The 25,551-nt window shown below is 65.7% G+C and carries 24 protein-coding genes; 9 read left to right on the top strand and 15 right to left on the bottom strand.

Features of this window, described 5'->3' with window-relative positions; all coding sequences use genetic code 11:
* Positions 1-63: 63 nt before the first annotated feature.
* The 9 genes from LQG66_RS02035 to LQG66_RS01995 form a co-directional block, all read right to left on the bottom strand.
* Positions 64-1,395 carry an ABC transporter substrate-binding protein gene (locus LQG66_RS02035; protein ID WP_231322878.1) on the bottom strand — a complete coding sequence of 444 codons (1,332 nt, stop codon included), beginning with the start codon at positions 1,393-1,395 and terminating at the stop codon, positions 64-66.
* Positions 1,396-1,727: 332 nt separating this feature from the next.
* Entirely contained in the window at positions 1,728-2,381 is a 654-nt protein-coding gene (locus tag LQG66_RS02030; protein WP_231322876.1) for a 4'-phosphopantetheinyl transferase family protein, read from the bottom strand.
* 836 nt (positions 2,382-3,217) lie between these two features.
* On the bottom strand, positions 3,218-4,159 hold the full coding sequence (locus tag LQG66_RS02025) for an ABC transporter substrate-binding protein (protein ID WP_231322874.1): 942 nt from the start codon (positions 4,157-4,159) through the stop codon (positions 3,218-3,220).
* Complete coding sequence (locus tag LQG66_RS02020; protein ID WP_231322871.1) at positions 4,156-5,259, bottom strand: LLM class flavin-dependent oxidoreductase; 1,104 nt, start codon at positions 5,257-5,259, stop codon at positions 4,156-4,158. Before LQG66_RS02020 ends, LQG66_RS02025 begins: the two co-directional genes overlap by 4 nt.
* Before the next feature lie 21 nt (positions 5,260-5,280).
* On the bottom strand, positions 5,281-6,465 hold the full coding sequence (locus tag LQG66_RS02015) for an acyl-CoA dehydrogenase family protein (RefSeq protein ID WP_231322869.1): 1,185 nt from the start codon (positions 6,463-6,465) through the stop codon (positions 5,281-5,283).
* Positions 6,459-7,250 carry an ABC transporter ATP-binding protein gene (locus LQG66_RS02010; RefSeq protein ID WP_231322867.1) on the bottom strand — a complete coding sequence of 264 codons (792 nt, stop codon included), beginning with the start codon at positions 7,248-7,250 and terminating at the stop codon, positions 6,459-6,461. The genes LQG66_RS02015 and LQG66_RS02010 overlap by 7 nt, the downstream gene beginning before the upstream one ends.
* Entirely contained in the window at positions 7,244-8,257 is a 1,014-nt protein-coding gene (locus tag LQG66_RS02005; protein ID WP_231322865.1) for an ABC transporter permease, read from the bottom strand. Before LQG66_RS02005 ends, LQG66_RS02010 begins: the two co-directional genes overlap by 7 nt.
* Positions 8,235-9,326 (bottom strand): ABC transporter substrate-binding protein, encoded by a 1,092-nt coding sequence (locus LQG66_RS02000; protein ID WP_231322863.1) that lies wholly within the window; start codon positions 9,324-9,326, stop codon positions 8,235-8,237. Before LQG66_RS02000 ends, LQG66_RS02005 begins: the two co-directional genes overlap by 23 nt.
* Before the next feature lie 249 nt (positions 9,327-9,575).
* Complete coding sequence (locus LQG66_RS01995) at positions 9,576-10,670, bottom strand: LLM class flavin-dependent oxidoreductase (protein ID WP_231322861.1); 1,095 nt, start codon at positions 10,668-10,670, stop codon at positions 9,576-9,578.
* 298 nt (positions 10,671-10,968) lie between these two features.
* Here LQG66_RS01995 and LQG66_RS01990 point away from each other — a divergent pair, with 298 nt between their 5' ends.
* From LQG66_RS01990 to LQG66_RS01950, 9 genes are all read left to right on the top strand, one after another.
* Positions 10,969-11,829 carry an ABC transporter permease subunit gene (locus LQG66_RS01990; RefSeq protein ID WP_231322859.1) on the top strand — a complete coding sequence of 287 codons (861 nt, stop codon included), beginning with the start codon at positions 10,969-10,971 and terminating at the stop codon, positions 11,827-11,829.
* The gene (locus LQG66_RS01985; RefSeq protein ID WP_231322857.1) at positions 11,826-12,545 is read left to right on the top strand and encodes an ABC transporter ATP-binding protein; all 720 of its coding nucleotides are present in this window, start codon (positions 11,826-11,828) and stop codon (positions 12,543-12,545) included. The genes LQG66_RS01990 and LQG66_RS01985 overlap by 4 nt, the downstream gene beginning before the upstream one ends.
* Positions 12,546-12,563: 18 nt before the next feature.
* Entirely contained in the window at positions 12,564-13,589 is a 1,026-nt protein-coding gene (locus LQG66_RS01980) for an NrtA/SsuA/CpmA family ABC transporter substrate-binding protein (protein WP_231322855.1), read from the top strand.
* A 36-nt stretch (positions 13,590-13,625) separates the two neighbouring features.
* Positions 13,626-14,855 carry an acyl-CoA dehydrogenase family protein gene (locus LQG66_RS01975; RefSeq protein ID WP_231322853.1) on the top strand — a complete coding sequence of 410 codons (1,230 nt, stop codon included), beginning with the start codon at positions 13,626-13,628 and terminating at the stop codon, positions 14,853-14,855.
* A gap of 65 nt (positions 14,856-14,920) precedes the next feature.
* Positions 14,921-15,493, top strand: coding sequence for a flavin reductase family protein (locus LQG66_RS01970; protein ID WP_231322850.1), 573 nt, complete (start codon positions 14,921-14,923; stop codon positions 15,491-15,493).
* 38 nt (positions 15,494-15,531) lie between these two features.
* Positions 15,532-16,512, top strand: coding sequence for a serine O-acetyltransferase EpsC (gene epsC, locus LQG66_RS01965; protein ID WP_231322848.1), 981 nt, complete (start codon positions 15,532-15,534; stop codon positions 16,510-16,512).
* A 247-nt stretch (positions 16,513-16,759) separates the two neighbouring features.
* Positions 16,760-17,575, top strand: a complete 816-nt coding sequence (locus LQG66_RS01960; RefSeq protein WP_231322846.1) for a class I SAM-dependent methyltransferase — start codon at positions 16,760-16,762, stop codon at positions 17,573-17,575.
* Positions 17,576-17,637: 62 nt separating this feature from the next.
* Entirely contained in the window at positions 17,638-18,981 is a 1,344-nt protein-coding gene (locus LQG66_RS01955) for an LLM class flavin-dependent oxidoreductase (protein WP_231322844.1), read from the top strand.
* Between the two features lie 77 nt (positions 18,982-19,058).
* On the top strand, positions 19,059-19,883 hold the full coding sequence (locus tag LQG66_RS01950; RefSeq protein ID WP_231322841.1) for a MetQ/NlpA family ABC transporter substrate-binding protein: 825 nt from the start codon (positions 19,059-19,061) through the stop codon (positions 19,881-19,883).
* 66 nt (positions 19,884-19,949) lie between these two features.
* On the opposite strand, the gene LQG66_RS01945 is transcribed toward LQG66_RS01950, so the two are convergent.
* The 6 genes from LQG66_RS01945 to LQG66_RS01920 form a co-directional block, all read right to left on the bottom strand.
* Positions 19,950-20,876 (bottom strand): TauD/TfdA dioxygenase family protein, encoded by a 927-nt coding sequence (locus LQG66_RS01945; RefSeq protein ID WP_425601323.1) that lies wholly within the window; start codon positions 20,874-20,876, stop codon positions 19,950-19,952.
* Positions 20,877-21,099: 223 nt separating this feature from the next.
* A complete protein-coding gene (locus LQG66_RS01940; protein WP_231322834.1) occupies positions 21,100-21,954 on the bottom strand; it encodes an NADPH-dependent oxidoreductase in 855 nt (284 codons plus the stop codon).
* Between the two features lie 14 nt (positions 21,955-21,968).
* Positions 21,969-22,751 carry an ABC transporter permease gene (locus LQG66_RS01935; protein ID WP_231322831.1) on the bottom strand — a complete coding sequence of 261 codons (783 nt, stop codon included), beginning with the start codon at positions 22,749-22,751 and terminating at the stop codon, positions 21,969-21,971.
* Positions 22,741-23,601 carry an ABC transporter permease gene (locus LQG66_RS01930; protein ID WP_231322828.1) on the bottom strand — a complete coding sequence of 287 codons (861 nt, stop codon included), beginning with the start codon at positions 23,599-23,601 and terminating at the stop codon, positions 22,741-22,743. The genes LQG66_RS01935 and LQG66_RS01930 overlap by 11 nt, the downstream gene beginning before the upstream one ends.
* A complete protein-coding gene (locus LQG66_RS01925) occupies positions 23,598-24,446 on the bottom strand; it encodes an ABC transporter ATP-binding protein (RefSeq protein WP_231322826.1) in 849 nt (282 codons plus the stop codon). Before LQG66_RS01925 ends, LQG66_RS01930 begins: the two co-directional genes overlap by 4 nt.
* Positions 24,443-25,528 carry an ABC transporter substrate-binding protein gene (locus tag LQG66_RS01920; protein ID WP_231322824.1) on the bottom strand — a complete coding sequence of 362 codons (1,086 nt, stop codon included), beginning with the start codon at positions 25,526-25,528 and terminating at the stop codon, positions 24,443-24,445. The genes LQG66_RS01925 and LQG66_RS01920 overlap by 4 nt, the downstream gene beginning before the upstream one ends.
* Between the last annotated feature and the right edge of the window lie 23 nt (positions 25,529-25,551).

Genomic DNA, 25,551 nt, shown 5'->3' with positions numbered 1-25,551 from the left:
CTCCTGAGCCTGCCGGAAGGATCGTGCGCACAGCACGTGCCTTGCGCGAGGGGCAATGGCAGATCAGAGCTTGCCGTCCTCCTTGAACACCTTGGTCCAATCGGCGATCAGCCCGTCGAGCGCACCCTTGGCCGTGCCCTGGTCGGCGACGACATAGTCATGAACGCGCTTCTGCATAGCCAGCAGCAGCTGCGCGTAGGACGGCTCGGCCCAGAAATCGACCACCTGGTCCATCGCGACCAGGAAGTCGGCGGCGAACGGCGCGGTGTTCTTGAAGTTGGGATCGTTGAGCACGCCCTTGTGGCAGCTGTAGCCGCCGAGCGCCCACCACTTCTTCTGGGTGTCGAGCGAGGCGAACCATTTGATGTAGGCCAGCGCCTCGGCGCGGTTCGGCGAATAGGCGACCACGGAGATGCCCTGCCCACCGAGCTGCGAACCCTTTTCCTTCTGCGCCGGGTTGACGAAGAAGCCGATTTTTTCGCCGCCGACATTGGGATCCTTGTAGAGACCCGGGAAGAAGGCGAACCAGTTCATCTGCAGCGCGACCTGGCCGGACTTGAAGGCATCGAGCCCTTCCTGCATGTAGCCGTTGGAATAGCCCGGCGGCGTGCAGCACTGGTACAGCGCCTTGTAGAATTCGAGGCCCTTCACGGCGTCGTCGGAATTGACGTAGCCCTGCATGTCATAGGGCTTCTTCGGGTTCTGATACTTGAAGCCGAACGGATAGAGCGCGTTGGTGACGCCCATGGTGATGCCTTCCGAGCCGCGCTCGGTGAAGATCGCCGCGCCATAGACGGTCTTGCCGTCGATCACGCGCTTCTGGAAGAACTCGGCAATGTCCTTCAGTTCGGCTTGGGTCTTCGGCACGTCGAGCTCGCGGCCGAACTTCTTCTTGAACTCTTCCCTGATCTCCGGCCGTGAGAACCAGTCCTTGCGGTAGGTCCAGCCATTGGCGTCGCCCATCGCCGGCAGCGCCCAGTAGTTCGGCGAGCCCTTCGGCCACTCGGCATAGCCCGCCACGGTGGCCGGCATGAAGTCGGAGATCTTGATGCCTTCCTTGTCGAAGAACTCGTTGAGCTTGACGTATTGGCCGTTCTCGGCGGCGCCGCCGATCCATTGGGAGTCGCCGATCATCAGGTCGCACAGCTTGCCCTTGGAGTTGAGCTCGTTGAGCATGCGGTCGGCGAAGTTCGGCCATGGCACGAACTCGAACTTCATGTTGACGCCGGTCTTGGCGGTGAAGTCCTTGGACAGCTCGACCAGCGCGTTGGCAGGATCCCACGCGGCCCAGCACAAGGTGATCGTCTTTCCTTCGGCGCGCGCCGGCGCGGATGCGCCCAGCGCCGTGGCGGCGGCGACCACAGCCGTCAGTGCAAATGTCTGCAGCAACTTCATCTGGCACTCCCTCCCTGTTGGCGCCGCCCCTGCCTTTGCGCGGGTGACGGCGATTTGTGGCCCGCGGCCAACGCGCCGTCACAACGACAGCGGGAGCCGCAAGCGTTTCCCCATGATCCCCGGATCGTCGGTCCGAGTTAAGTATTTTGTTTAGTAGATTGCCGATGACTAAACATGTCAAGCGCCATTTCCTAGCGTTTGCGGTGCATCATGTTTAGCGCATGCGGTAACCGGCTCGTGAGACGGAGATTTTCGGGAAAGAGCCGTGGCACGATTTGCCGGCGGCGCGCCGGCGGGACGGCCCACCCCAACCCTGGGGTGCGTTCGTGCGGTCAGTCCTGGGCAAGCTCGACGCCGCAGCCGACCCGATCGTCATCGACTAGAAAACGTCCGGACAGGCGGGCGACGGCGGCCGGCCAGCCTTCCTTGAGCACGCGCGCCTCGAACGTGCCCGAGGCCCATTCGATCGCAAGCTCGACATCCCGGAATTCGAGGAAGCCGCGCGTGATCGGATACTGACATTTGTAGTACGCTTCCTTGGCGCTGAAGATCACGATCGGCAGCAGCGGCCGGAGCGTCGCGGGCTGGGCGCAAAGCCACCGCCGCTCTGTGGGCGTGAGCACGAGATCCAGCATCGTCGGCTCGAGCTCACGCAGATCCTCCACGTCCAGACCGAGCGATCGGACATCGCGGCTTCGCGCCACGACGACGGCGCAATAATCGGCGCAATGAGAAATGCTTCCCGTATAGCCCGACGGCCAGACCGGCGCGCGATCGGCCGTCGGCACCAGCGCGACCGAGGGCGCCCCTACGGCGGCAAGCGCGCGGCGCGACAGGATCCGCGCCGTCGCGAACTCCGCGCGCCGCTTGGGTACCGCGTTCTGGATATGGGCGCGCTCCTCGGGATACAGCTCGTGCTCAGCCAGCCACAGCGCCGAGGTCTCAATCGCGACCGGGCCACGAAACAGGTCTGCTATCGCCGTCATGAACAACTCTGCAAGCGGGTGGCTTCCACGGACGGGCCTTTGACCACGAGGCATCTTGACCAGGAGTCATCGACCGGGCGGCCACAGTACACCACATGGTCGCTGCCACCATCGCAACGATCGCGAGCCTCGGCGCGCCGACGGAATCATCGGCGCGAGGCGCGCGATCTCCTGGCAGGATGGGCCGCACGGGACTGCCAAAGCCAAGACAAGAGGCCTGCGCCAAAAACGCAATTTCTGCTGCGCCGTCAACCTGATTTGGCCTGTCCAGTCCCCCGGCGAAAAATATTCTTCTTTCGTTTTATCGGAAATCATGGTTGAGTGTCGCCATCCCGCCTCGCGAGAGGGGACGTATCGCGATCGTCACGGACGTCGGGTGCGGGATGCGGTGGCTGCAAGGATGCTGCAGCGGGCTTCAGGGCTCGCCGACGAACAGCACCTTGCGGACGTGAAGACGCGTGGTCCTGGCGCCCCGACGCTGGCGCTAAGTCCGAGGGGATGATGATCCCCGAGGGCGACGGTGGCTATCAAGCCCGGACACCGGGGAGAGCGCGAGATAAGCGTAAAAACCATCGCGCGGGGAATGCCGGGATGCCTCGGCTGAACCTGTGGTGACTGCCGCCTGCTTTCTTGTCGCAGGCGGGCCATGGGTGCGGCCAGCGCCCGGCATTCCCCGCGCCCTCTTCTTCAAGAGGGCGACAACGACCGGCACACCTCGGACGCTGATGCGTCGCGAGACCGACGGCCCGTGTTCGACAGCCGGTGTTCAGATGACCGATCGACGGACACGCGTGAACATTGCACGGAAGCCGGTTGCTGCTGCGTTCAGCGCGGCCCTACAGCCCCGCGCCCTTTGCGATCGCCGCGGAGAACGAGCGGTCGAGGATATCAGCCGCGTCGAGATGCTCCCTGATCAGGCCGGTCCGCGCGTAGAGATCGATGGTCTTTTGCTCATCGGCCACCACGGCGTCGTCGACCGGCACGATGCGCACCTTCGCCCGGCTGAGCCAGTTCAGCGGCACCGCCGGCGGGATGTTCATGAGCCGGCCCCAGGTCTCGGCATAGCTCTCGACATTGCCCAGCGACCAGGCGCGCGCCGCCGTCAGCCGCTGCACGAAGTCCTCCAGCGCCGCACGCTTGTCCTTGATCGCCGTGGGCGTTGCGACTTGGAAGCTCAGGCCGGGCGTCAATCCCTCGCCGGTGATGATGCGCCGCGACTTGAACAGCACCTCCTCCTGGCTCACATACGGCTCCCAGGTCGACCACGCGTCGACCGAGCCTTGGCTGTAGGCGACCTTGGCGTCCGACGGCGGCAGGAACACCAGCTGGATATCGTTCACGGTCCAGCCGCGCGACTCCAGCGCCGCCAGCACCAACTGGTGACCGATCGAGCCGCGGCCGGTTGCAATCTTCTTGCCCTTCAGCTCGTCGAAGCTCTTGATGGCGGAGCTTTCCGGCACCAGCATCGCGAGCCCTTCCTGGGTCTGTCGGATCGCGGCGATCGCCTTGACCGGCACGCCCGAGGCGGCGGCAAAGGTGAACGGCGCATCGCCGACGAGCCCGGTCTCGATCGCGCCGGCGCTGAGCGCTTCCAGCAAGGGCGCCGCCGCAACGAACTCCTTCCATTCGATGGTGTAGGGCACGTCCTTGAGCACACCGGCGGCTTCCATGACGGCGCGCGAATTGCCCTTCTGATCGCCGACGCGCAGGGTGACCTGCGCGAGGGCGGACGCTGTGAACGCGAGCAACAGGCCCGCGGCAAGGAGAACGCGCTTCATTCTGCGGCCACTCCCTTGGCGCCCTGCCGCCGCGCGATCAGCTCGCGCGTCGCCGGAATCAGCTCGCGGCCATACTCGATGGCATCGATCAGCGGATCGAAGCCACGGATCAGGAAATGGCTGATGCCGAGATCATAATAATCGCCGAACACTTCGGCGACCTGCTCCGGCGTGCCGACCAGCGCGGTGGTGTTGCTGTTGGCGCCGGTGAGCCTGGCGATCTCGGTCCACAGCCGCTTGTCGACGCGCTTGCCCTGCTCGGCGATGGCGAGCAGGCGCTTGGCGCCGTCGGTCGCATGACCGTCGGCCGGCTTGCGATAGCCGGTCTGATCCTGCAGCGCGGTGGCGCGCTCCAGGATCTGCTGCGCCTCGGCCCAGGCCTTGTCCTCGGTTTCGGCGAGGATCGGTCGCACCGAGAGCGAGAAGCGCGGCGCCGGCCGGCCATGCTTGGCGGCCGCCGCGCTGACGCGGGCGACCTGCTCGCGCACCTGCGCGTAGGACTCGCCCCACAGCGCGTAGGTGTCGGCGTGCCTGCCGGCGACGTCAATCGCAGCATCCGACGCGCCGCCGAAATAGATCCGGATGCCCTCTTTGCGATACGGCTTCACCTGCGCGAACGCGTTCTCGACCTGGTAGTACTTGCCGGCATAGCTGAACGGCTTCTCGCTGCTCCATTCGGCGCGCACGATGTCGAGGAACTCAGCTGTCCTGGCGTAGCGCTCTTCTTTGTCGTCCAGCGTGTTGCCGTCCTGGCGCAGCTCGGTGGCGTTGCCGCCCGTGATCACGTGCAGCGCGACGCGGCCCTTCGAGAACTGGTCGAGAACCGCGAACTGGCGTGCCAAAAGGGTCGGCGACGTGAAGCCCGGGCGCTGCGCGATCAGCACATTGAGCTTCTCGGTCACGCCGAGCACATGCTGGGCGACCTGCAGGCTGTCGGGCGAGGTCGAGTGGAACGCCAGCAGCGCGCGGTCGAAACCAGCGTTCTCATGCGCCTTGGCCACCGTCTCGATGTGGACGGGATCGAGCACCGGCCCTTGACGGACGATCGTCTCGGACGAGTTGTTATTGGAAATGAATCCGATGAATTCAATCTCGGACATGTGTCCTGTCTCCTGCTGTTCTCAAAGTCCAAGGGCGAGACGGCCGGCGGCGATCCGCGTGGCATCGTCCTGCGGGGTGTGCACGCGGCCGCAGAGCACGTCGCGATAATGACGCTCCAACGGGTTGGCGCGGCTGAGCCCGTGATTGCTCGACAGCGACAGCGCGTCCTCGACCGCGGCGACCGCGTTGTTGGTCACGGTGAGCTTGATGATGCTGCCCTCGACCGGGCTGACGACGTTGCCCTCGTCGAAATCGCGCGCGACGCTGTCGATCAGCCGCGCATTGACCTGCAGCCGCGCCTCGATCGCGCCGAGCACCTCCTGCGCGCGCGGCAGGGTCGCGAGCGGTGCGCCGAGGCTCGACGGCGTCCGCGTCTTGAGGAAGTCGACGATCCAGTTGCGCGCGGCGCGGGCGACACCGCCATAGATCGCGCCGACGAAGGCGGCATGGACCAGCGCCTGGGTGGGGTTCTGCACGCGCCAGCCGTCCGGCTTGCGCAGTTCGATCTCATGATCGAGCGGGATCACGACGTCATCGAACACCACGTCATGGCTGCCGCTGGCGCGCAGGCCGAGATGGTCCCAGGTCTCGACGATGCTGATGCCGGGAAGCCCTGCCTGCACCAGGAACAGGCCGAGCCGCGGCTCGGCCTCGTCGGTCTTCGCCCACACCGCGTACCAGCTCAGGATCGGCGCGCCGGTCGAATAGATCTTGCGGCCGCTCAGCCGCCATCCGGTTTCGGTGCGCCGCGCCGTCGTCTCCGGCAGGCCGCCGCGCGACGGCGAGCCGAGCGCCGGCTCGACGCGGAACGTATTGATCAGCGCACCCTGCTCGACCGAGTCCCGCGCCAGCTTGCGGGCCAGCCGCGGCGGATAGTCCTGGTGACGGGCCATCACGAAATGCTGGATGTAGTGCATCGCGAGCACCAGCGCCGTCGAGGGATCGGCCTCGGCGATGATCCCGAGCACGCGCGCCGTGAGGCGCGCACCCGCCCCGTGTCCGCCGAGCGCCGTCGGCACCGTCAGCGACAACAGGCCCGCGTCGAACAGATCCTTGAAGTTCTGAAACGGAAAGCTGCCGTCGCGGTCATGTGCAGGTGCACGTTCGGCAAACAGCGGAACCAACCGACGCGCCCGCGTGAGCAATTCCGCTTCATTCTGCGCGCCGGCCTGGCGCGGCGCGATGCTTTCGATGGCGGCTACCATGTCGCTTCCAATCCGAGGAGACCGAGGATTTGTCGCCGCAGATCGCCGAGATATGGATCGCCACGATGCCGCGGATGAGGCCTGTTCACCACGATGTCCGCCTTGATCCGCGCCGGGCGGTCGCTGAGAACGACGACGCGATTGGCGAGCACCAGTGCCTCCTCGACATCGTGGGTGACGAGCAGGGTGGTGAATCCCTTGCGCTGCCACAGCGCCACGAGTTCCGCCTGCATCGCCATGCGCGTCAGCGAGTCGAGCTTGCCGAGCGGCTCGTCGAGCACCAGCACCTTGGGATCGTTGACCAGCGCCCGCGCCAGTGCCACCCGCTGCGCCATGCCGCCGGAGAGTTGATGCGGATAGGCATTGCGGAAGTCGGACAGTCCGACCAGGTCGAGCGCCGCGTCGACGCGATGACGCTGCTTCTTCAGGATGCCCTGCGCTTCCAGTCCGAGCGCGACGTTGTCCCACACGTTGCGCCAGGGAAACAGCGTCGGATCCTGGAACACGACGACACGCGAGGGATGCGGTCCCTTGATGCTGATGTCGTCCTCGCGGAGCACACCGCTGCGCGGCCTGTCGAGACCGGCGATCAGACGCAGCAGCGTCGACTTGCCGCATCCCGACGGTCCGAGCAGCGCGACGAACTCGCCGGGCTCGACGATCAGGCTGACGTCATCGAGCACCTTCAGTTCGGCGCCGTCGATGTCGAAGGCATGATCGACATGGGCGATGTCGATCGCAGCACCCGGGAATGGCGCCCTTGCGGCCTCGGCTACGGCTACCATTTGACGACCCCCTTCTGCCAGACCAGCACGCGGTCACGGGTCTTGAACAGCAGCGTGATCGCGCCGGAGCACAGCAGCGACATGACCAGCAGCGCAGCATACATGTTGGCGTATGCGGCCCAGCCCTGCGCCCACTGCAGGTACCAGCCGAGACCGGCCTTGACGCCGATCATCTCGGCGACGACCAGCACCGCAAAGGAGGCGCCGAGCCCCATGAACAGGCCGACGAACACATGAGGCAGTGCCGCGGGGATTGCGACCTTCAGCACCAGGAACGACGGCTTGGCGCCGAGCGTCCGCGCCACGTCGTAATAGGCACTCGGAACGCTGGCGACGCCGGACCAGGTCAGCACGGTCACTGGGAAGCCTGTGGCCAGCGCGATCAGGAAGGTCGACGCGCTCCAGCTGGTCGGAAAGCTGAAGAAGGCGACCGGCAGCCACGCGGTGGCCGGCAGCGGTCCGATGAAGCGCAGCACCGGATGCACCCAATAGCCGATCCGCGTCGACCAGCCGATCGAGACACCGGTGACGAAGCCGATGCCCGCACCGATGACGTAGCCGCCGAGCTGCAGCTTGACCGAGGCCCACGCGCTATCGAGCAACTTGGGCAGGTCGTCCGTATAGACCTCGATGATCGCCTGCGGCGGCGGAAAGAACGGCAGCGGCAACCAGGCGAATTTCGCGGTGGCGAGCTCCCACAGCGACAGGACCACGCCGAGCGCGATCAGCCAGGGACTGCGCTGGCGCAACGCGCCACCTGCGCGGCCAAGGCGTGACGCAGCGATGCTGGCAATGAGGATGAGAGCCCCGATGACGAATGCCGCGACAGCGAGATCCGTGGTGCGCGACCAGTCGCCGACATCCTCGCGCACCAGGCAGGATGCACCGAACGCTGCCCACGCCAGCGCCGCGGCAACGCCGGGCGCAAGATCGCGCAGCTTGCCGGCGAGACCGGCGCCGCGTTCGACCTCGCCTGCGACGACGTCAGACAGAGAAAATGTCGACATAGATGCGCTCGGCAAATTTATTGGTGTCGGTGGAGGGCTTGAACACGGAGACGACCTTCAGGTCGTCGGCATAGGCCTTGAGCTCCTGCTTGAGCGCGGGACCGTGCGGATGATGATGATGGGTGTGATAGCGCACCATGCCTTCGAGATCGGCCAACGTCGCCTGCTTCGGCGCATAGGGCTGGAACGACTTCGCCGCCTCGACCGGGTTCTGCGCCGTGAACATCGCGGCATCGAGCAGCGCCTGGGTGATCGCACGGCCGACCTGCGGCTCCTCACGCACCAGGCTGCCACGCAGGCCGAGGATGCAGCAGACGCGGTTCTGGTAGTCGCCGTCGAGATTGGAGGCGACCTCCTTGTAGGCGGGATCCTTGAGCCAGAGATAGGCAAGCGGATCGGAGGCGAGGAACGCCTGCGCCTCGCCCTTGTCGGCGGCGACGTTGACAACAGCCCCGGGATAGACACGCCAATCGACGTCCTTCACCGGATCCACGCCCAGCCTCGCCAGCTGGATCGAGAAGAAGTTTTTGTCGGGACCGCCGAGATCGCCGACGGCGACCGCCTTGCCCTTCAGGTCGGCCAACTTGGTGATGCCGGAATCGGTGCGTGCCAGCACCCGCATGCAGCCGCCATGGGTGCCGGCTGCGATCTTGACGTCGAAGCCCTGCTCCAACGGCTTGAGCCAGCGCAGCGCCATGCCGAGGCCGGCATCGCTCTTGCCGGTCGCGATCGCTTCGAGCAGCTGATCGGTGGAGCCGCTGTAGTTGATCAGCTCGACATCGAGATTGTACTTCTTGAAGAAGCCCTGGTCGATCGCCACCGGAACCGGCGTCAGGCAGACGGCGCCGGCATTCCACGACAGCTTGAGTTGGCGCGGCGCGCCCGTCAGCACCGGTCCCTCGGCCGTGGTCCTGCAGATCGGAAACTGCGACATGTCGATGTCAGGCGCGGCTCGCAACGACAGGGCCTGCGCGGCAAGGCCGCCGAACGGCGCCACCAAAGCGGCCCCGGCACCTGCCTGCAGCAGTCGACGCCGGCTCAGCGCGTTTGTCTTCTCCGAGTTGTCCATCACCCTCTCCTGCCGACAACGCTCCGCCGATGCGCAGGCACGTCGCGCCCGCACTCCCCCGCGGAATGCATCGATGTGTCGTTGAACGCGCGCTGTCGTCAGCGCCCCAATCATGAACGGATGATGCGTTCACCTGTGCACATCGTCAATGAAATGGATTTTCGAATGTGGCACGACAGCGAGCGAATATCTCCCCACGCGACGATCTTCGCAAAGCAATCAGTTCGTCTGCGCGCTCCGCAGCCGAGATCATCCCACACGACGATCGGAATCGGCCACCGAGAGACCATGGTCTCGCTGCCTTTGTCGCACGCGCGGAATGACCTCCTCCGCAAATCTCTTCATCTCGGCCTCGAACGGCTGGAACTGCAGCGTGAACAGCTCGATGCCGGCGGCATGGAAGTCGACGATGCGGCCCGCGACCTCCTCGTAGCTGCCGACGAGCCCGGCCGCCGTGCCGCCGTTGCTGCCGACCCGCGCACTCTTCTGCATGGTCTGCATCATCACGACCTTCGGGTCGGTGTTCTCCTTCTGGATCGCCTTCATCGGCGCATCCCTTTCGGCGAGGCGCAACAGCCGCTCATGGGCGGCTTCCGCCTCCGCTGCGGTCGGGCGCGCGATCACGAACGCCGAGAGGCCGAAGCGAAGCGGCGGCGCGCCGTCCCTCGGCCGCGACGCGACGTCGTGGATCAGGCTTGCGACATCAGCGAGAGGCTGACCATTGACGAACCAGACATCGCCATGATCGGCGACCAGCGCGCGCGCCGGCCCCGACTCACCGCCGACGTAGATGCGCGGTCTCTCCCGATAGAGATCCTTCGGTCGCAGCACATAGTCCTGCACGTCGAAATATCTGCCCTTGTGCGTGAGGCGCTCGCCCTGCAGCAGCCGCGACACGACCGATATCCATTCGCGCCCGTACGCGTAGCGCTCGTCATGCTCGGCAAAGCCGATCCCCGCCCGCTCCAACTCCGGCCGGTTCCAGGCATTGACGAGGTTGATGGCAAAGCGCCCGCGGCTGATGTTCTCGATGCCGAGCGCCATCTTGGCGAGCACGACCGGATGATAGAGATAAGGCTTGATCGCCGTGATGATCTCGATCCGGCTGGTCAGGGCGGCCAGGGCGGCCGCCGCGCTCCAGGCCTCGAGCTGATCAAGATCCTCCTGATGCGGATTGATGGTGTGCTGGGCCACCAGCGTCGACTCATAGCCCAACTCTTCCGCCCTCAACACGAGATCGCGATTGCGCTCCCAGGAGGCATCATACGGCTCCTCGGGATCCTGATGCGCCGCGCGCGGGCCATGGACCAGCGCCCAGATGCCGAACCGAAGCGGATGAGTCATTTTCGAGCCTCACAATCTGCAGAGTTCGGATCGCCGTCTCGACGAAGCGCCATCTCCAGCTCAGGTACTAACAAAATCGGAAAAGAAGTTCTTGCCGCTTTTTGTTCACGGCGGAAATCGAAAACCTCCAACCACGACAACAATTGGAAAACGGCTCTATTTCGGTCTGCATTGTTTCGTGGGAGAGTTTGGCAGCACGCGACAAGGCAGAGCAACGTGGCCTCGCGCGCAGAACGGATCAGCGGCCGTGCAAACCGAGTTCGATCGGCGCGCATGACATGGTGAGGACTACACACACTTGACCAGTTTCGAACAGGCTGCAGGAACGATCGAACTGCCGCGGACAAGCGCCGACAGCGTCCGGCCCGACGCCGACGCACGCCGCTCGATCAGCCCAGTCGCCCTGCAGGCGCTGTCCTGGCTCGCACCGGCACTCCTGGTTCTGATCTGGGAGGCGCTCGCTCAGGGCGGCTATCTGTCGCCTCAGGTGCTGCCGGCCCCCAGCAAGGTTCTGCGCGCTGCCTTCAAGCTCGCCTCGCAGGGAACGTTGCTCAGCGATCTCGGCGTCAGCCTGCTGCGCGCCGCCGCCGGTTTTGCGATCGGCGGCGCCATCGGTTTTGCGCTCGGCATTCTCGTCGGCTTCTCTCGGATCGCGGAAGCTCTGATCGATCGCAGCATCCAGATGATCCGCGCGATCCCGTTCCTAGCCCTTTTGCCGCTCGTGATCGTCTGGCTCGGCGTCGGCGAAGCCGAGAAGGTGTTCCTCGTCGCGCTCGGCGTGACCTTCCCGATCTATATCAACACGACACTCGGCATCCGTCAGGTCGATCCGAAGCTGATCGAGCTCGGCCATGTCCAGGGCTTGTCGACCCTGCAGCTGATCCGGCGCATCATTCTGCCGGGCGCCCTGCCCTCGGTCCTCACCGGCGTCCGCTATGCGCTGGCGACGGCCTGGCTCGCCCTGGTCGTCGCCGAGACCATCGGCGCGCAGTCGGGCCTCGGCTTCCTCGCGATGGACGCCCGCGAATTCCTGCGCACGGATGTAATCGTCCTCACGATCGTGATCTATGCGCTGATCGGCGTCGCGGCCGACCTGATCGCGCGATGGCTCGAGCGGCGGCTGCTGTCGTGGCATCCGAACTACGGGGCGGCACGATGACCATCCAGTTCGCGCCGACGCTGCAAGGCGCAGCCGCGCCGGCCGTCATCGTCAATGGGCTGCGCCGCGCCTATGGCGACCGCACCGTCATCGAAGGCCTCGATCTTCGCATCGAGCGCGGTGAGTTCGTTGCCCTGCTCGGCGAAAGCGGCTGCGGGAAGACCACGCTGTTGCGCGCCCTTGCAGGCCTCGATCCGATTCAGGCCGGGCGAATCATTGCGCCGCGACGTCCTGCCGTCGTGTTCCAGGAGCATCGTCTGCTGCCGTGGGACAGCCTCTGGCGCAATGTCGCACTCGGCCTCGAGACACCGGATGCGCGCGCCCGTGCCGGCGCGGCGCTGGCCGAAGTGGGACTGGGCGACCGCCTCGACGACTGGCCGCGCAATCTCTCCGGCGGCCAGGCGCAGCGCGTCGCGCTCGCCCGCGCCCTGGTGCAACAGCCGGAGCTGCTGCTGCTCGACGAACCGTTTGCCGCGCTCGATGCGCTGACCCGCATCCGCATGCACGCGCTGGTGCGCGAGCTCGTCGCCAATCACCGCCCCGGGGTGCTGCTGGTGACGCACGATGTCGACGAGGCGATCGCGCTGGCCGACCGCATCCTGGTGATGCGCGACGGCCGGATCGCCTACGAGCACCGCTCGCACGGCAACAGCAAGGTCGCCCGCGACGACCTGCTCGCCGAACTCGGTGTGCTCAGCGCACACACTCCCGCTTGATTTTCGGAAGGATCAATCATGTCTTCGGATGACTTTGAACAGCCCTCGCGCCGTCGGTTCCTCGGCACTGCCGCGTTCGGAATCGGAGCGCTCGCCGGCTTCACCCTGACCGATGAGGCCTGGTCCGCCCCCGGCCGCGTCACGGACACCGTGCGCCTGACCTGGGGTCTGTCGGGGCTCAACCTGATCGCCAGGGAGCGCGGCGAGTTCGAGAAGCTGCTCGCCAAGGACGGCATCAAGGTCGAATGGCTCGGGCCGTTCCCGAACCATGCGCCGACGCTTCAGGCGGTGACCGGCGGCAGTGCCGATTTCAGCTTCGGCGGCTCGACCACGCCGGCGCTGGCCGCGATCATTGCCGGCTCCCCGCTGGTGTTCACGCAGTTCGTCGTCTACGAGCCCCGCACCACTGCGATCATCGCCCGCGACGATTCCGGCATCACCAAGGTCGAGGACCTCGTCGGCAAGTCGGTGGCGGTCAACCGTTCGGGCCTCGGCGAATTCCTGCTGGTCGCCGCGCTCGAAAAGCACAAGGTCGATCGCTCCAAGGTCAAGTTCGTCTACCTCAATCCGCCGGACGCGGCGCCGGCTCTGGCCTCGGGCAAGGTCGATGCCTGGTCGATGTGGAGCCCGGGCGTCGACATCGCCCGCCTCGACTACAAGGCCCACGACATCTTCCTGGAAGGCCGCGATCTCGAATTCCAGATCGACTACACATCCTACCTGACGACCCGCAAATTCGCGACCGAGAATCCGGCCCTGGTGCGCGCCGTCAACGACGCCTTCCGGGCCGAGGGCAAATGGATTTCGGACAACAGCAAGGACGCGGAGTACATCGCGCAGAAGGCTGGCAAGTACAGCGATCAGGTGCGCGATCAGTTCATCGCACTCGATCGCAAGTACCGCTATTACTCCGTCAACGACAAGCAATTCGTGACTGACCTGCAGAAGGCCGCCGACTGGCTGGTCGAGCGCAAGGTGCTGCCCGAGCCGGTCAAGGTCACAGATCACCTCGCCCAGATCGACGAGCCGGCGCCACAACGCTGACCGGTCGCCCCCCTCTTGTCATTGCCAGGCTCCGTCATGAACAAGCCGCTATCCACCAAGGCTCTCGCCACCGAACCGACCGTCCCGCTCTCCACGAGCACCCTCGACGCCCTGCTTGCAGAGATCGCGGAAGGCGAGTCGGAGCGCGAGCGCGAACGCACCCTGCCACATCGGCAGATCGCCCTGATCAAGCAGGCCCGTCTCGGCGCGCTGCGCCTGCCGGTGGCTGCCGGCGGCGCCGGCAGCTCGATTCGCGAGCTGTTCCAGATCATCATCCGGCTCGCCGAGGCCGATGCCAATGTCGCGCATATCCTGCGCAACCATTTCAGCGTCGTGGAGCGGCTGGTTCGCAATCCGCGCGACAACCAGGCGGGGGAATGGCAGACGGCGGTGGCCGGCGGCGCCATCATCGGGCTTGCCACCACCGAGCTCGACAGCCCCCAGGTCGGCAACATCACGCCGAACACGACCTTCACGCCCGATGGCGACGATTATCTGCTGAACGGCACCAAATATTACAGCACCGGCACCTTGTACTCCGACCTCGTGCTGGTGCGCGCGGCCGATCCGAGCGGGCGTCCCGGTGCATCGATCATCCCGGTGAACCGGGACGGCATCGAGCTGATCGACGATTGGGACGGCATGGGGCAGCGGCTGACCGCGACCGGCACCACCCATTTCCGCAATGTCAGGGTCAAGCGGCAGGAGATCGTGTTCGACGCGCCGGACATCGGCTACGGCGTGCCGTACTCAAACACGTTCGCGCAGCTGTTCCTGACCGCGGCCGTCGCCGGCATCAGCCGCGCCGCGTTGCGCGACGCGATTGCGCTGGTGCGGTCGCGCAAGCGCACGTTCTATTATGCGCCGCACGAGAGGCCGACCGAGGACCCGTTGCTGCAGGAAACGATCGGCAAGATCGCAAGCGCGGCGCATGCCGCCGAGACGGTCGTCCTTGTCGCAGCCGAAGCGCTCGACGCGGCCACGGAGGCGTTCGATGCCGGGCGCGGCGACGCCGAGGAACTGGCTCACCGGGCTGCGCTGCTGTCGGCCCAGGCCAAGATCGTCGCTGACGACGCAGCCATTCGCAATGGCGGACACATCTTCGATGTCGGCGGCGCCTCGTCGACCAAGAAGGCCACCAATTTCGATCGGCACTGGCGCAACGCGCGCACATTGTCGTCGCATAATCCGGTCAGCTACAAGGAACGGGCGATCGGACAATACCTGATCAACGGCACACCGCTTCCGGCCAAGGGCTTCTTCTGACGGACAGCGCTGCGCCGCGACGAGGGCACGACCATGACGGCTCGTGTGCCCGAAGGAGGCGACGGATGAGCAAGCGTGAACTTCATCTCGTACCCGAGACCGCGTCCGATCCCCTGCACTTCCACTCGGCGCTGCGCCGCGTCGCCGCCGGCGTCAGCATCGTGACCGCGGGACGTGGCGACGACATCACCGGCGTGACGATTGCGTCACTGATCTCGCTGTCGGTCGCCCCGCCACGCCTCATGATCAATCTCGGCAGGCAGTCGTCGGCGTTTCCGCTGATCGCCCGCGACGGCTGGTTCGGCATCAACATCCTCGGCTCGGACCAGCTCGCCCTCGCCGACCGCTTCGGCACGCCGTATCTGTCCGGCCGCCAGAAGTTCGACGACGTCCGCTGGTCGCGCGGGGCCGCGGGCGTCCCGCTGCTGCAGCATGCGCAGGCGGCCATCGCATGCGAGGTCGACGAGATCATCGAGCGCTATGCGCACGCGATCATCGTCGGTCGCCCCGAAAGCGTCGAGCTTGCGCCGAAGCTGTCGAGCCTGCTCTATTGGAACGAGCAGTATGTCGAGGTCGACCGCAATGCCGACCTCGACCTGCTGGCAGAGGTCAGCGTTCCCCCTGCTCATGTCAGGTGAGCTGGCCAAACACGCGGATGACGACGGAGACCAAGACCATGAGCCACGGTCAGCCGGCTGGTTCGGAGCGCCTCACGACCGGATCCGATTTGACGGACAGCTCGACATCGAGCCCGCGCTGGGATCTCGACCGGCTCGTGACGGAGCTGCGCATATCGCGAGAGGAGACGCACAGCATCCGCAAGGACGGCGTGATCCACCGGCCGCCCTCGCGCGACAAGCTCGCGCAAGTCATCTCCGCGCTGACCGAGGCGCTGTTTCCCCGCCATTACGGTCAGTACGATCTCGACGGCGAGAACATCGACTATTTCGTCGGTCACCGGCTCAGCGTCGCGCTCGATCTGCTGTCGGATCAGATCCACCGCTCCGCCCTGTTCGTCGGCGATGAGCTGATCCCCGGCTTCCGGCAGCCCGAGGCCGTCGAGCTGACGCGCAGCTTTGCGGCCGAGCTGCCTGCCCTGCGCGGCGTCCTGATCAGCGACCTGCGAGCCGCCTTCGTCGGCGACCCCGCCGCCAAGAGCTTTCCGGAGATCCTGATCGGCTATCCCGGGATGACGGCGATCATCCACCACAGGCTCGCGCATCTTCTCTACGGCTTCGGCGCGCGCCTCGTGGCCCGGCTGATCGCCGAGATCGCCCATACCCGCACCGGGATCGACATTCATCCGGGCGCAACGATCGGCTCCGGATTCTTCATCGATCATGGCACAGGAGTCGTGATCGGCGAGACCGCCATCATCGGCGACCACGTCCGGATCTATCAGGCCGTCACGCTCGGCGCGCGCCATTTTCCCACCGACGACGACGGTTCGCTGATCAAGGGCGACGCCCGCCACCCGATCGTCGAGGACGACGTCGTCATCTATGCGGGCGCCACGATCCTCGGCCGTATTACGATCGGTCGCGGATCGACGATCGGTGGCAATGTCTGGCTGACCAATGACGTGCCGCCGAACAATGTCGTGACCCAGGCGTCTCTGCGCAACAAGGTCGGCAGCCCGAACCTGCAGAAGTCCTGACCGTCTCTTGCGCCGAAGGCGATGCCCGAAGTCGGGTGCGCCGACCCGGCGGCTGTTCGGCCGCGACGTCCGTCGAGGCTATCAAAATGGGCCTCTTGAGTCCTTGGCTCGGTACGACGCGTTCATGCTGGTGTCGCGCGCAACAATGCAAATCCATTTCATCGACAGCATCGGGACCGAGACGCTAGATTTCGACGCTACAGCCGGCCCCGTGTCTGTGAGCGGCAGCGTATGGATGGATAGCACGATGTCAGACCCCCTCGCCGTGATCAGCCTTCACCAGGACACCCCGGAGCTCGCCCACACCTATGAGCAACTGGGCGTCATCCAATTCAACCACGGCAAGCTGCTGCTGGAGCCGCTTGCGTTGAAACCCGGCGAACGCGTGCTCGACGTAGGCGCCGGAACCGGCCGGCTCGCCGAATTTGCCGCCCGTCTGGTCGGCCCCACCGGCCACGTCGTCGGCGTCGACCCGCTCGATAGCCGCATCGCCATCGCGCGCCTGCGCCAATCGACCAACCTCGTCTTCGATACCGGCCGCGCCGAGGATCTCTCGCGCTTCGGCGAAGGCGAGTTCGACGTCGTCTATTTCAACAGCGTGCTGCACTGGATCGCCGACAAGCGGACCGTTCTGCAGGAGGCCCGCCGGGTGCTCCGGCCCAGCGGCCGTATCGGCCTCACCATCCAGGATCCGACGGCTCCCCACGAGTCCCGCATCCTGTTGCGTCGCGCCATCACCGAGGCGGGTCTCGATGCGGAACGGCTCAGTGCCCACGGTGTTTACGCGGCGACCGACGCCGAGCTTCGTGCGCTGTTCGACCACACCGGCTTCGTCGGCTACCAAAGCGAGCTGCGCACGCTGGTCGAGACGCACGGCAATGTCGATGAGCTGCTCGGCTGGTCGGAGAGCAGCGCGTTCGGAAACTTCCTGGACGGATTCTCCTACGCCGAGGGCAAGCGGATCCGGGCTGCTTTCACCGGCCTGGTCGAAGCCCACCGGACGCCCGAGGGCCTGCGGCTGGCGCGCTACCTGCGCTACGCCTTCGCGCGCAAGCCGGAATAACCCGCCTCAGCCGATGATCGCCGTGCATCACACGTCAGCACAAGCCAAGACATGAGCGCCCCATGAGCGAACGCCGTCAACTCGCCCTTAACCTCTTCATCTATCCTGGCGGCCATCATGAGGCCGCATGGCGCTACAAGGGCTCCTCGGCCAGCCGGGCGTTCGACATCGGCTATTATCAGCAGCTGGCGCGCACGGCCGAGCATTACAAGTTCGATGCAATTTTCTTCGCGGATGGTCCGGCGCTGGCGGACAACGTCCGCTACGCACAGCGCTTCCGCTTCGAGCCGATCACCTGGCTGTCGGCGATCGCAGCGGCCACCAGCCGCATCGGCTTGATCGGCACGGCGTCAACCACCTATCACGAGCCCTACAACCTGGCGCGCCTGTTCACCTCGCTCGATCATCTCAGCGGTGGCCGCGCCGGCTGGAACATCGTCACCACCAGCGCGCCACAGGCGGCGCAGAATTTCGGCCTGCCGGAGCATCCGCCACATCACGAGCGCTACGAGCGCGCCAAGGAGTTCCTCGATGTCGTCACGGCGCTGTGGGACAGCTGGGAAGACGACGCCGTGGTCAACGATCCCGCCTCGGGCATCTTTGCCGATACAGACAAAGTCCACCCGCTCAACCATGTCGGCAAGTACTTCCGCGTGCGCGGACCGCTCAACGTGCCGCGCTCGCCACAGGGGCGCCCGGTCTATGTGCAGGCAGGCTCGTCCGAGGACGGCCGCGCTTTCGCCGCGCGCTTCGCGGAGGCCATCTTCACCGCGCACCAGACGCTCGCCAGCGCACAAGGCTTCTACGCCGACATCAAGCGCCAGGCGCGCGCGCTCGACCGCAATCCCGACCACGTCAAGATCCTGCCCGGCATCAGCCCGTTCATCGGCTCGACGCAAGCCGAGGCCGACCGCTTGCAGGAAGAATTCAACGACCTGATCCAGCCTGAGTATTCGCTGGTGCAGCTGCGCCAGATGCTGGGCCTCGATCTCTCCGGCTTCGACCTCGACGGCCCGTTCCCGCGCCATCTGATCGAAGCCGACGGCGCGCGCGGCGTCGCCAGCCGCTTCAAGCTGGTGGTCGACATCGTGGACCGCAAGAAGCCGACGATCCGGCAGCTGATCCAGCGCCTCGCCGGCGCGCGCGGCCATTGGGTGATCGCGGGCACGCCGGAGAAGATCGCCGACAACATCCAGGCCTGGTTCGAACAGGACGCGGCCGATGGCTTCAACGTGATGCCGCCCTGGCTGCCGGGCGGCTTCGACCTGTTCGCCGAGCACGTCGTGCCGATCCTGCGCAAGCGCGGCCTGTTTCGCGAGGATTACACCGGCAGGACCCTGCGCGAGCATTACGGGCTCGACCGTCCGGACAGCGCCTACAGTCATCAGGTCCAGGCGATCGCCTGAGATCCGTATCCTAAGCGGCGCGGATGCGTTGCGAGGCGTCCGCGCCGCCTTTCGTTTGTCCAAGCTTCGGAAGTCTCATGACCAGAATGACAAGATCACGTTTCCTCGGCCTGCTCGCCGCCTCGACACTCTCCCTGTTCGCCACCAGCGCGGTTGCGCAGACGGCCGAGAAGAAGGACCTCAAGGTCGGCTTCGTGCCCGGTCCCTATATCGACGAGTTCAAGATTGGCGTCGCGCCCGAGCTGCAGAAGAAGGGCTACCAGATCCGCTACGTCGAGTTCTCGACCGGCTTGGAGGCCAACAACGCGGTGTTCAAGAGCGAGATCGACGCCAACGTAATGCAGCACACGGTGTTCCTGAACTCCTACAACGAGCGCCAGAACACCGACCTTGCGGGCATCGTGCACGTACCGACACCGCCGATGGGACTCTATTCCAAGAAGCACCCGCTCGGCACCAGGATCGGCGCCGGCGCCAAGATCGCGGTGCCGAACGACCCGATCAACCTGCAGCGCGCGCTGTGGATCCTGCGCGATCTCGGCCTGATCGAGATCCGCGACTCCAAGCCGATCGACGTCTCCGAGCTCGACGTGATCAAGAATCCCGGCGGCATCAAGATCGTGCCGCTGGAGGCAGCCCAGGCGCCGCGCGCCCTCGATGACGTCGATTTCGCAGCCATCCAGGGCAATTTCGCAATCTTCAGCGGCCTGAAGCTGACCAACGCCTTCGCGCTCGAAAAGATGACCGCGCCCTACATCAACGTGGTCGCCGTCAAGCGCGACAATACCGAGACAGCATGGGCGAAGGACATCGTGGCGGGCTACAAGTCGCCGGCCTTCAAGGCCGCCATCCTCGCGGATCGCTTCTATGACGGCTTCACCCTGCCCGACTATATGAAGTGATCATCAGACCGAAACGGCGGCCCGCGTTCGTCACGGGCCGCCGTCGACGTCATCACGCTTCTAAGCTTAAGCGGCCCGGCCGACCGGCTTCGGCGCCTTGATACGCGTCACGCTCTTGCGGCCGTCGACCCCGACCGGAACGTCGCCATCGATCGTCGCCCGCCGCACGATGCGGTGCTGATCGCCGTAATCGTTGACCGCGATGTGCTGGGTCGCGCGATTGTCCCAGATCGCGATGTCGCCGGCCTTCCAGCGCCAGCGCACGGTGTTCTCCGGCGCCGTGATGTAGGACTGGAACAGGTCGAACAGCTTCTGGCCGTCCGCCTTGCGGATCCCGGAAAATCTCTGCACGAAATGGCCGAGCAGCAGCGTGCGCTCGCCCGTCTCGGGATGCACGCGCACCACGGGATGCTCGGTCTCGTAGACCGTGCCGGTGAAGACCTCGTCGAAATGCTTGCGGTCGGCATCCGTCGCGCGGTTGCGGGTCGCGGCATAGTCGTAGGCGTTGCTGTGAACCGCCCAAAGCTCATCGGCCAGCCGCTGCAGCGGCGCCGGGAGATCCTGATAGGCGGCCGCCGTGTTCGACCAGATCGTGTCGCCGCCGAATTCGGGGATCACGACGCCGCGCAGCACCGCAGCCTTGGGATAGGCATCGACGAAGGTGACGTCCGTATGCCAGGAATCCGCGCGGCCCCCGCCGCGCGCGGAGTCCAGCTCGAGAATGGAGGCGGTGCCCTTGATCGCACCGACCGTCGGATGCGGGACGAGATCGCCGAGCCGCTTGGCAAAGCGCTCCTGCTCGGAATCGTCGAGATGATCCTGGCTGCGGAAGAAGATGACGCGATGCTGTAACAGCAGATCATGGATCTCCTTGACCAGGTCATTAGGCAGATCGCCCGACAATCTCACATTGTTGATCTCGGCGCCGATCTGTGCCGACAGCCTTGATACGTCGGACGACGGGATCGAACGTCCCGAAGCCGGAGTTGATATTGGAACTGATTGGACGCTGGCCATGGCGGGTTCCCGATGCGTTGCCGTTCTTACGTCGCTGTCCGACCGGGCCATGTCCTCGTTGCAAGAAGCCATGGCCCTACAAGTCACGACGCTCAACTCACGGTATACGCAAGCCTGCAGAATTGGCTTTCAAACTTGACACGCCTAATGGAAGGAGAATCGACGGGCAGCGTCATCGCGAGAACAACGCCGCCTGCTACTACTTAATCCCGAATCCGAGCGCGCGCAGCGCCTCAGTCAGCTTATCGCGGCCGTTGAGCGCCTTGGCGGAGCCCAGCCGGTTGAGCACGGCCTCGCGCCATCCGACCGCGGCCACACCCTGGCTGGTTTGAAACTCACGCAGCGTCTCGTTATAGGCCGCGATGCCGTGGATCTCGTCCGTCGGCGCATAGCGCTCGCGATGCACGATCACGCTCTGGCGCAACCGCGGCTTGACGTCCTCGCCAGCCGCGCGATCGGGATAGCCGACACACAGGCCGAACACGGCGAGCACGTTGGGCGGCAGGCCGAGCTCATCGGCCACGGCCTGCGGACGGTTGCGGATCGCGCCGATATAGACGGAGCCGAGCCCGAGCGCTTCCAGCGCGACAACGGCATTCTGCGCCGCCAGCGCGGCGTCGATGATGGCGACGAACAGCGTCTCCAGGAAATGAATGCCGTCGTCGGGACGCCCTTCCCGCCTGGCCAGACGCTCCGCCCGCGACAGATCAGCCAGCCAGACCAGGAACAGCGGCGCCTCGCGGATGTGCTTCTGATTGCCGGCGAATTCGGACAGGCGCTGCTTGCGCGCCTGATCCTCGACTGCAACGACGCTCCAGGTCTGCAGGTTCGAGGACGATGCGGCCGATTGCGCCGCAGCCACCAGCGTCTCGACCGTGTGCGGCGGCACCGGATCGGACCGGTAGCTGCGGATCGACCGATGCGCCAGCAGATGGCCGAGGATATCGTCGGCGCCGGGCGCGATCTTGGGAATATGCGCGCCGTAACGCTTGCGCAGCGCCGCGGTGATGTCGTCCTCTGCCGCGGCGGCTGTCCTCGTTTCGATGATCGTCATTCCAATTCCTCACGTCAGGCGGTGCGCCATCGCACCAGCCGATGCTCGATCCAGCTTGCGCTCCGGTCCACAGCAAAGCCGACGAGACCGACGACGACAATCCCCAGCATCACCAGCGCCATCTCGAAGCGCTCACGTCCGGAGATGATCAGTCCGCCGATGCCGGGTCCGGCGGCCATGAAATACTCGGCACCGATGGTCGCAAGCCAGGCGTAGATCAGGCCGAGATGCAGTCCCGTCAATATCGACGGCGTCGCCGCCGGCAGATAGAGCGACCGCACCAGTTGCAGCCGGTTGAACCTGAAGACCTCACCGACGTCCCGGAGCTTCGTCGAGGTGGAGCGCACACCTTCGATCGTATTGAGAATGACCGGAATGGCCGCGGCCAGCGCGATGAAGACGATCTTGGCGGCCTCATCGAAGCCGAACCACAGCGAGATCAGCGGAATCCAGGCCAGCAGTGCAATCTGCTTGAGACCGTTGAACCAGGTCGTGAAGATGCGATCGGCGATGCGGGACAGGCCCAGCAGCAGGCCTGCGACGATGCCGATGCCGGCGCCGAGCGCAAAGCCCAGAAGATCGCGCTTGAGGCTTGCCGCCAGCGCATAGGGCAGCTCGCCGCTCGCGAGCTCCTGCCAGGCGACCCGGCCCACCTTTTCCAGCGGCGGCAGGAACTGCGGATTGACCAGACCGGAATGGCTGCCGGCCTCCCAGGCCGCGAGCAGCAGCAGCGGCAGCACCAGCCCACGCCGCAGGGCAACGGACGCGGAGTGAGCCGGAAGATCCTCAGACGCCATCGGTGCGCCACCGCTGCAGCCGCGCCTCGACGCTCGCCAGCAGCTTGTCGCTGGCGAAGCCGATCACGCCGATCACGATCATCGCCACCAGCACCGTATCGAGCCAGAACATCTGCCGGCCCCAGACCAGGAGATAGCCGAGCCCCTCGGACGACGCGAGCAGCTCGACGCTGACCAGCGCGATCCAGGCATGGGTGAGGCCATAGCGCAGGCCGGTGAAGATCGGCGGCACCGAGCCGGGCAGCACGACATGGCGCAGCATCTGCAGCGGGGTGAAGCGGAAGGTCTCTCCGACCTCGACCAGCGCGCGCGGCACGTTGGCAATCCCGGCACTGGTGTTCATCGCGACCGGCACGAACGCTGCCTTGGCGATGACGACGATCTTCAAGGTCTCGCCGATGCCGAGCAGCAGCATGGCGAGCGGAATCCAGGCGAGCGCCGGCACCTGCGCGACCGCGGTGAACAGCGGACGCACGTGATCGTCGACCCCCCGCGACAGACCCATCGCCGCGCCGAGCACGAGGCCAGCCCCGGCGCCAACCGCAAAGCCGAGCAGCACGCGCAGCAGGCTGATGCCGGCATGCTGCGCCAGCTCGCCGCTCGCGAGCATCTCGTTGAAGGTGTGCAGCACGTCGGCCGGCCGCGGCAGGATCTGCTCGGCCAGCCAGCCGCGCTCGCTGCCGACGATCCAGAGCGGCAGCGCGACCGCGGGGAAAATCAGCAGCCACGCCGCTGCCTTCACGCGCGTGATCAGAGCCGCGACCAGCGCATTGCCAGGCCATTCGCGCCATCTCCGCGCGGCGAGCGCGCGGGCCGGGCTCAGATTCGTCTCCAGGATCGTGTCGCTCATGCGCCGCTCCGGTTGCTTTGGCTGGTCGGGGGATCACCCGCTCCATCCTGCTCGAGCGTCCGCAGCACCGCGTTGCGCAGCCGGATCAGATCGTCATCGCTGCGCTCACGTGGCCGGACGGCCGCGACGTCGAAGATGCGTGAAATGCGCCCAGGGCGCGGCGCGAGCACGATGACGCGATCGCCGAGAAACACCGCCTCGTCGACGTCGTGGGTCACCAGGATCATCGAGATCTTCTCATGCGCCCAGATGCGCTGCAGCTCGGTCTGCAGCCGGGCCCGCGTCAGCGCGTCGAGCGCGCCGAACGGCTCGTCGAGCAGCAGCAGACGCGGCCGATTGACGAGGCCGCGCGCGATCGCCGCACGTTGCGCCATGCCTCCCGACAGCTGATGCGGGTAGGCCTCGGCAAAGCCGTCGAGGCCGATCAGCGTGATATGCGCGGCGACGGCCTCGCGCTTCGCCGCCTCGCTGATCGGCGCATTCTTCAGCCCGAGCGCGATGTTCTGACGAACCGTCGCCCAGGGAAACAGCCGCGGCTCCTGGAACACGATGCCACGCGCGAGGCTCGTGCCGGTGACGGCTTCGCCATCCTGCACGATGCTGCCCTTGTGGTCGCGGTCGAGCCCTGCGATCAGCCGCAGCAGCGTGGACTTGCCGCAGCCGCTCGGACCCAGCAGGGCCACGAACTCTCCAGGCGCAACACTCAACGAAACGTCGTTCAGCGCTGCGATCGGAGCGCTATTGACGATGAACGTCTTCGAGACGCCGCGCACCTCCAACCGGCCGCACGCCTCGGCCAACGCCGGCGTTTCGATCCGCGTGTCGCGTTCGATCGCAATGCTCATTGGCCGGCCGCCACGGGCTTGCCGTCGGCGCCGAACTCTTGCCAATAGCCAACCAACCCCTGCTCCTTCAACGCCTTGTCGAGGAAGGAGCGGTCGAACCAGCCGTCGATCTCGACATTGCGGCGGAGCAGACCAAACTCCCTGGCCTGCCTGGCCTGGACGCGATAGCTCTCGATGATCGAGGCATCGATGACAGGCGAATTACGGTACTTGAGCTCCTGGCCCTTGAAGTCGAACCGATAGCCCGAGGCAGGAAAGCCCGAGCGCGCCGAGATGTCGAAGAAGGCCTCGCGATTGGCCTCGTCCGACGACCAGCGCGCCGCGCGCACGATGGCCGACACGATCTTCTGCGTCACATCGGGATGAGCCGCGATGAAGGCCTCCTGCCCGATCAGCGTTGAATGGCGCTCATAGGCCGGGTTGTCGCCCTTGGTCGTATAGATGATCTCGGCGATGTTCTTCTCGACCAGACTGGCCAGCGGGAAGTTGCCGAAGGCGGCATCGATGTCGCGCGACGTCAGCGCCGCATTGGTCGTCGCCGTGTCCATGTTGATGACCTGGACGTCCTTCTCCTGTAGCCCATAGCCTGCCAATACCTTCACCGCCGCCAGATGATTGTTGGTGCCACGGAAGATCGAGACCTTGCGTCCCCTGAGATCGGCGACCTTGCGGACCGGCGAGTCCTTCGGTACGGCGAGGTAGATCGGCGCATGCGCGCCCGCCGCCAGCAGGATCTTGGTCTTCAGACCATTGGCGCGGCCAATGATCTCGGGAAGATCACCCTGCAGAGCGAAATCGAGCTGATTGTTGGCGAAGGCCTCGTTGACCGCAGGACCTGCGCCCTTGAAGAACGACCATTCGATCTTGACGTCGGGCAGATCGCGCAACTCCTGCTCGACATAGCGCTCTGAATGGGCGATCGCGGCCGCAGACCCTCCGGAGAACTGCCGGTTGTCGGCACCGACCGACGCAAAGCCGATCCGCACCGTCAGCGGCTCCGCTGCAGCCGGTGCCACGCCGAGCACGCCCAAGGTCAGCGCTGCGGCCAGCCCGATCGAAAATTGCTTGCGCGTTGACGTCATCTCTCTCGTCCTTTGCTTGTCGG

Origin of the sequence: Bradyrhizobium ontarionense, from assembly GCF_021088345.1 — a bacterium.
Lineage (GTDB): Bacteria > Pseudomonadota > Alphaproteobacteria > Rhizobiales > Xanthobacteraceae > Bradyrhizobium > Bradyrhizobium ontarionense.
Note: the sequence above shows the minus strand (reverse complement) of the source record. Positions and strands in the feature narration are given on the sequence as shown.

Coding starts and splice junctions, on each gene's coding strand:
- LQG66_RS02035 (WP_231322878.1), bottom strand. CDS start 1,395: ATGAAGTTGCTGCAGACATTTGCACTGACGGCTGTGGTCGCCGCCGCC.
- LQG66_RS02030 (WP_231322876.1), bottom strand. CDS start 2,381: ATGACGGCGATAGCAGACCTGTTTCGTGGCCCGGTCGCGATTGAGACC.
- LQG66_RS02025 (WP_231322874.1), bottom strand. CDS start 4,159: ATGAAGCGCGTTCTCCTTGCCGCGGGCCTGTTGCTCGCGTTCACAGCG.
- LQG66_RS02020 (WP_231322871.1), bottom strand. CDS start 5,259: ATGTCCGAGATTGAATTCATCGGATTCATTTCCAATAACAACTCGTCC.
- LQG66_RS02015 (WP_231322869.1), bottom strand. CDS start 6,465: ATGGTAGCCGCCATCGAAAGCATCGCGCCGCGCCAGGCCGGCGCGCAG.
- LQG66_RS02010 (WP_231322867.1), bottom strand. CDS start 7,250: ATGGTAGCCGTAGCCGAGGCCGCAAGGGCGCCATTCCCGGGTGCTGCG.
- LQG66_RS02005 (WP_231322865.1), bottom strand. CDS start 8,257: ATGTCGACATTTTCTCTGTCTGACGTCGTCGCAGGCGAGGTCGAACGC.
- LQG66_RS02000 (WP_231322863.1), bottom strand. CDS start 9,326: ATGGACAACTCGGAGAAGACAAACGCGCTGAGCCGGCGTCGACTGCTG.
- LQG66_RS01995 (WP_231322861.1), bottom strand. CDS start 10,670: ATGACTCATCCGCTTCGGTTCGGCATCTGGGCGCTGGTCCATGGCCCG.
- LQG66_RS01985 (WP_231322857.1), top strand. CDS start 11,826: ATGACCATCCAGTTCGCGCCGACGCTGCAAGGCGCAGCCGCGCCGGCC.
- LQG66_RS01980 (WP_231322855.1), top strand. CDS start 12,564: ATGTCTTCGGATGACTTTGAACAGCCCTCGCGCCGTCGGTTCCTCGGC.
- LQG66_RS01975 (WP_231322853.1), top strand. CDS start 13,626: ATGAACAAGCCGCTATCCACCAAGGCTCTCGCCACCGAACCGACCGTC.
- LQG66_RS01970 (WP_231322850.1), top strand. CDS start 14,921: ATGAGCAAGCGTGAACTTCATCTCGTACCCGAGACCGCGTCCGATCCC.
- epsC (WP_231322848.1), top strand. CDS start 15,532: ATGAGCCACGGTCAGCCGGCTGGTTCGGAGCGCCTCACGACCGGATCC.
- LQG66_RS01960 (WP_231322846.1), top strand. CDS start 16,760: ATGTCAGACCCCCTCGCCGTGATCAGCCTTCACCAGGACACCCCGGAG.
- LQG66_RS01955 (WP_231322844.1), top strand. CDS start 17,638: ATGAGCGAACGCCGTCAACTCGCCCTTAACCTCTTCATCTATCCTGGC.
- LQG66_RS01950 (WP_231322841.1), top strand. CDS start 19,059: ATGACCAGAATGACAAGATCACGTTTCCTCGGCCTGCTCGCCGCCTCG.
- LQG66_RS01940 (WP_231322834.1), bottom strand. CDS start 21,954: ATGACGATCATCGAAACGAGGACAGCCGCCGCGGCAGAGGACGACATC.
- LQG66_RS01935 (WP_231322831.1), bottom strand. CDS start 22,751: ATGGCGTCTGAGGATCTTCCGGCTCACTCCGCGTCCGTTGCCCTGCGG.
- LQG66_RS01930 (WP_231322828.1), bottom strand. CDS start 23,601: ATGAGCGACACGATCCTGGAGACGAATCTGAGCCCGGCCCGCGCGCTC.
- LQG66_RS01925 (WP_231322826.1), bottom strand. CDS start 24,446: ATGAGCATTGCGATCGAACGCGACACGCGGATCGAAACGCCGGCGTTG.
- LQG66_RS01920 (WP_231322824.1), bottom strand. CDS start 25,528: ATGACGTCAACGCGCAAGCAATTTTCGATCGGGCTGGCCGCAGCGCTG.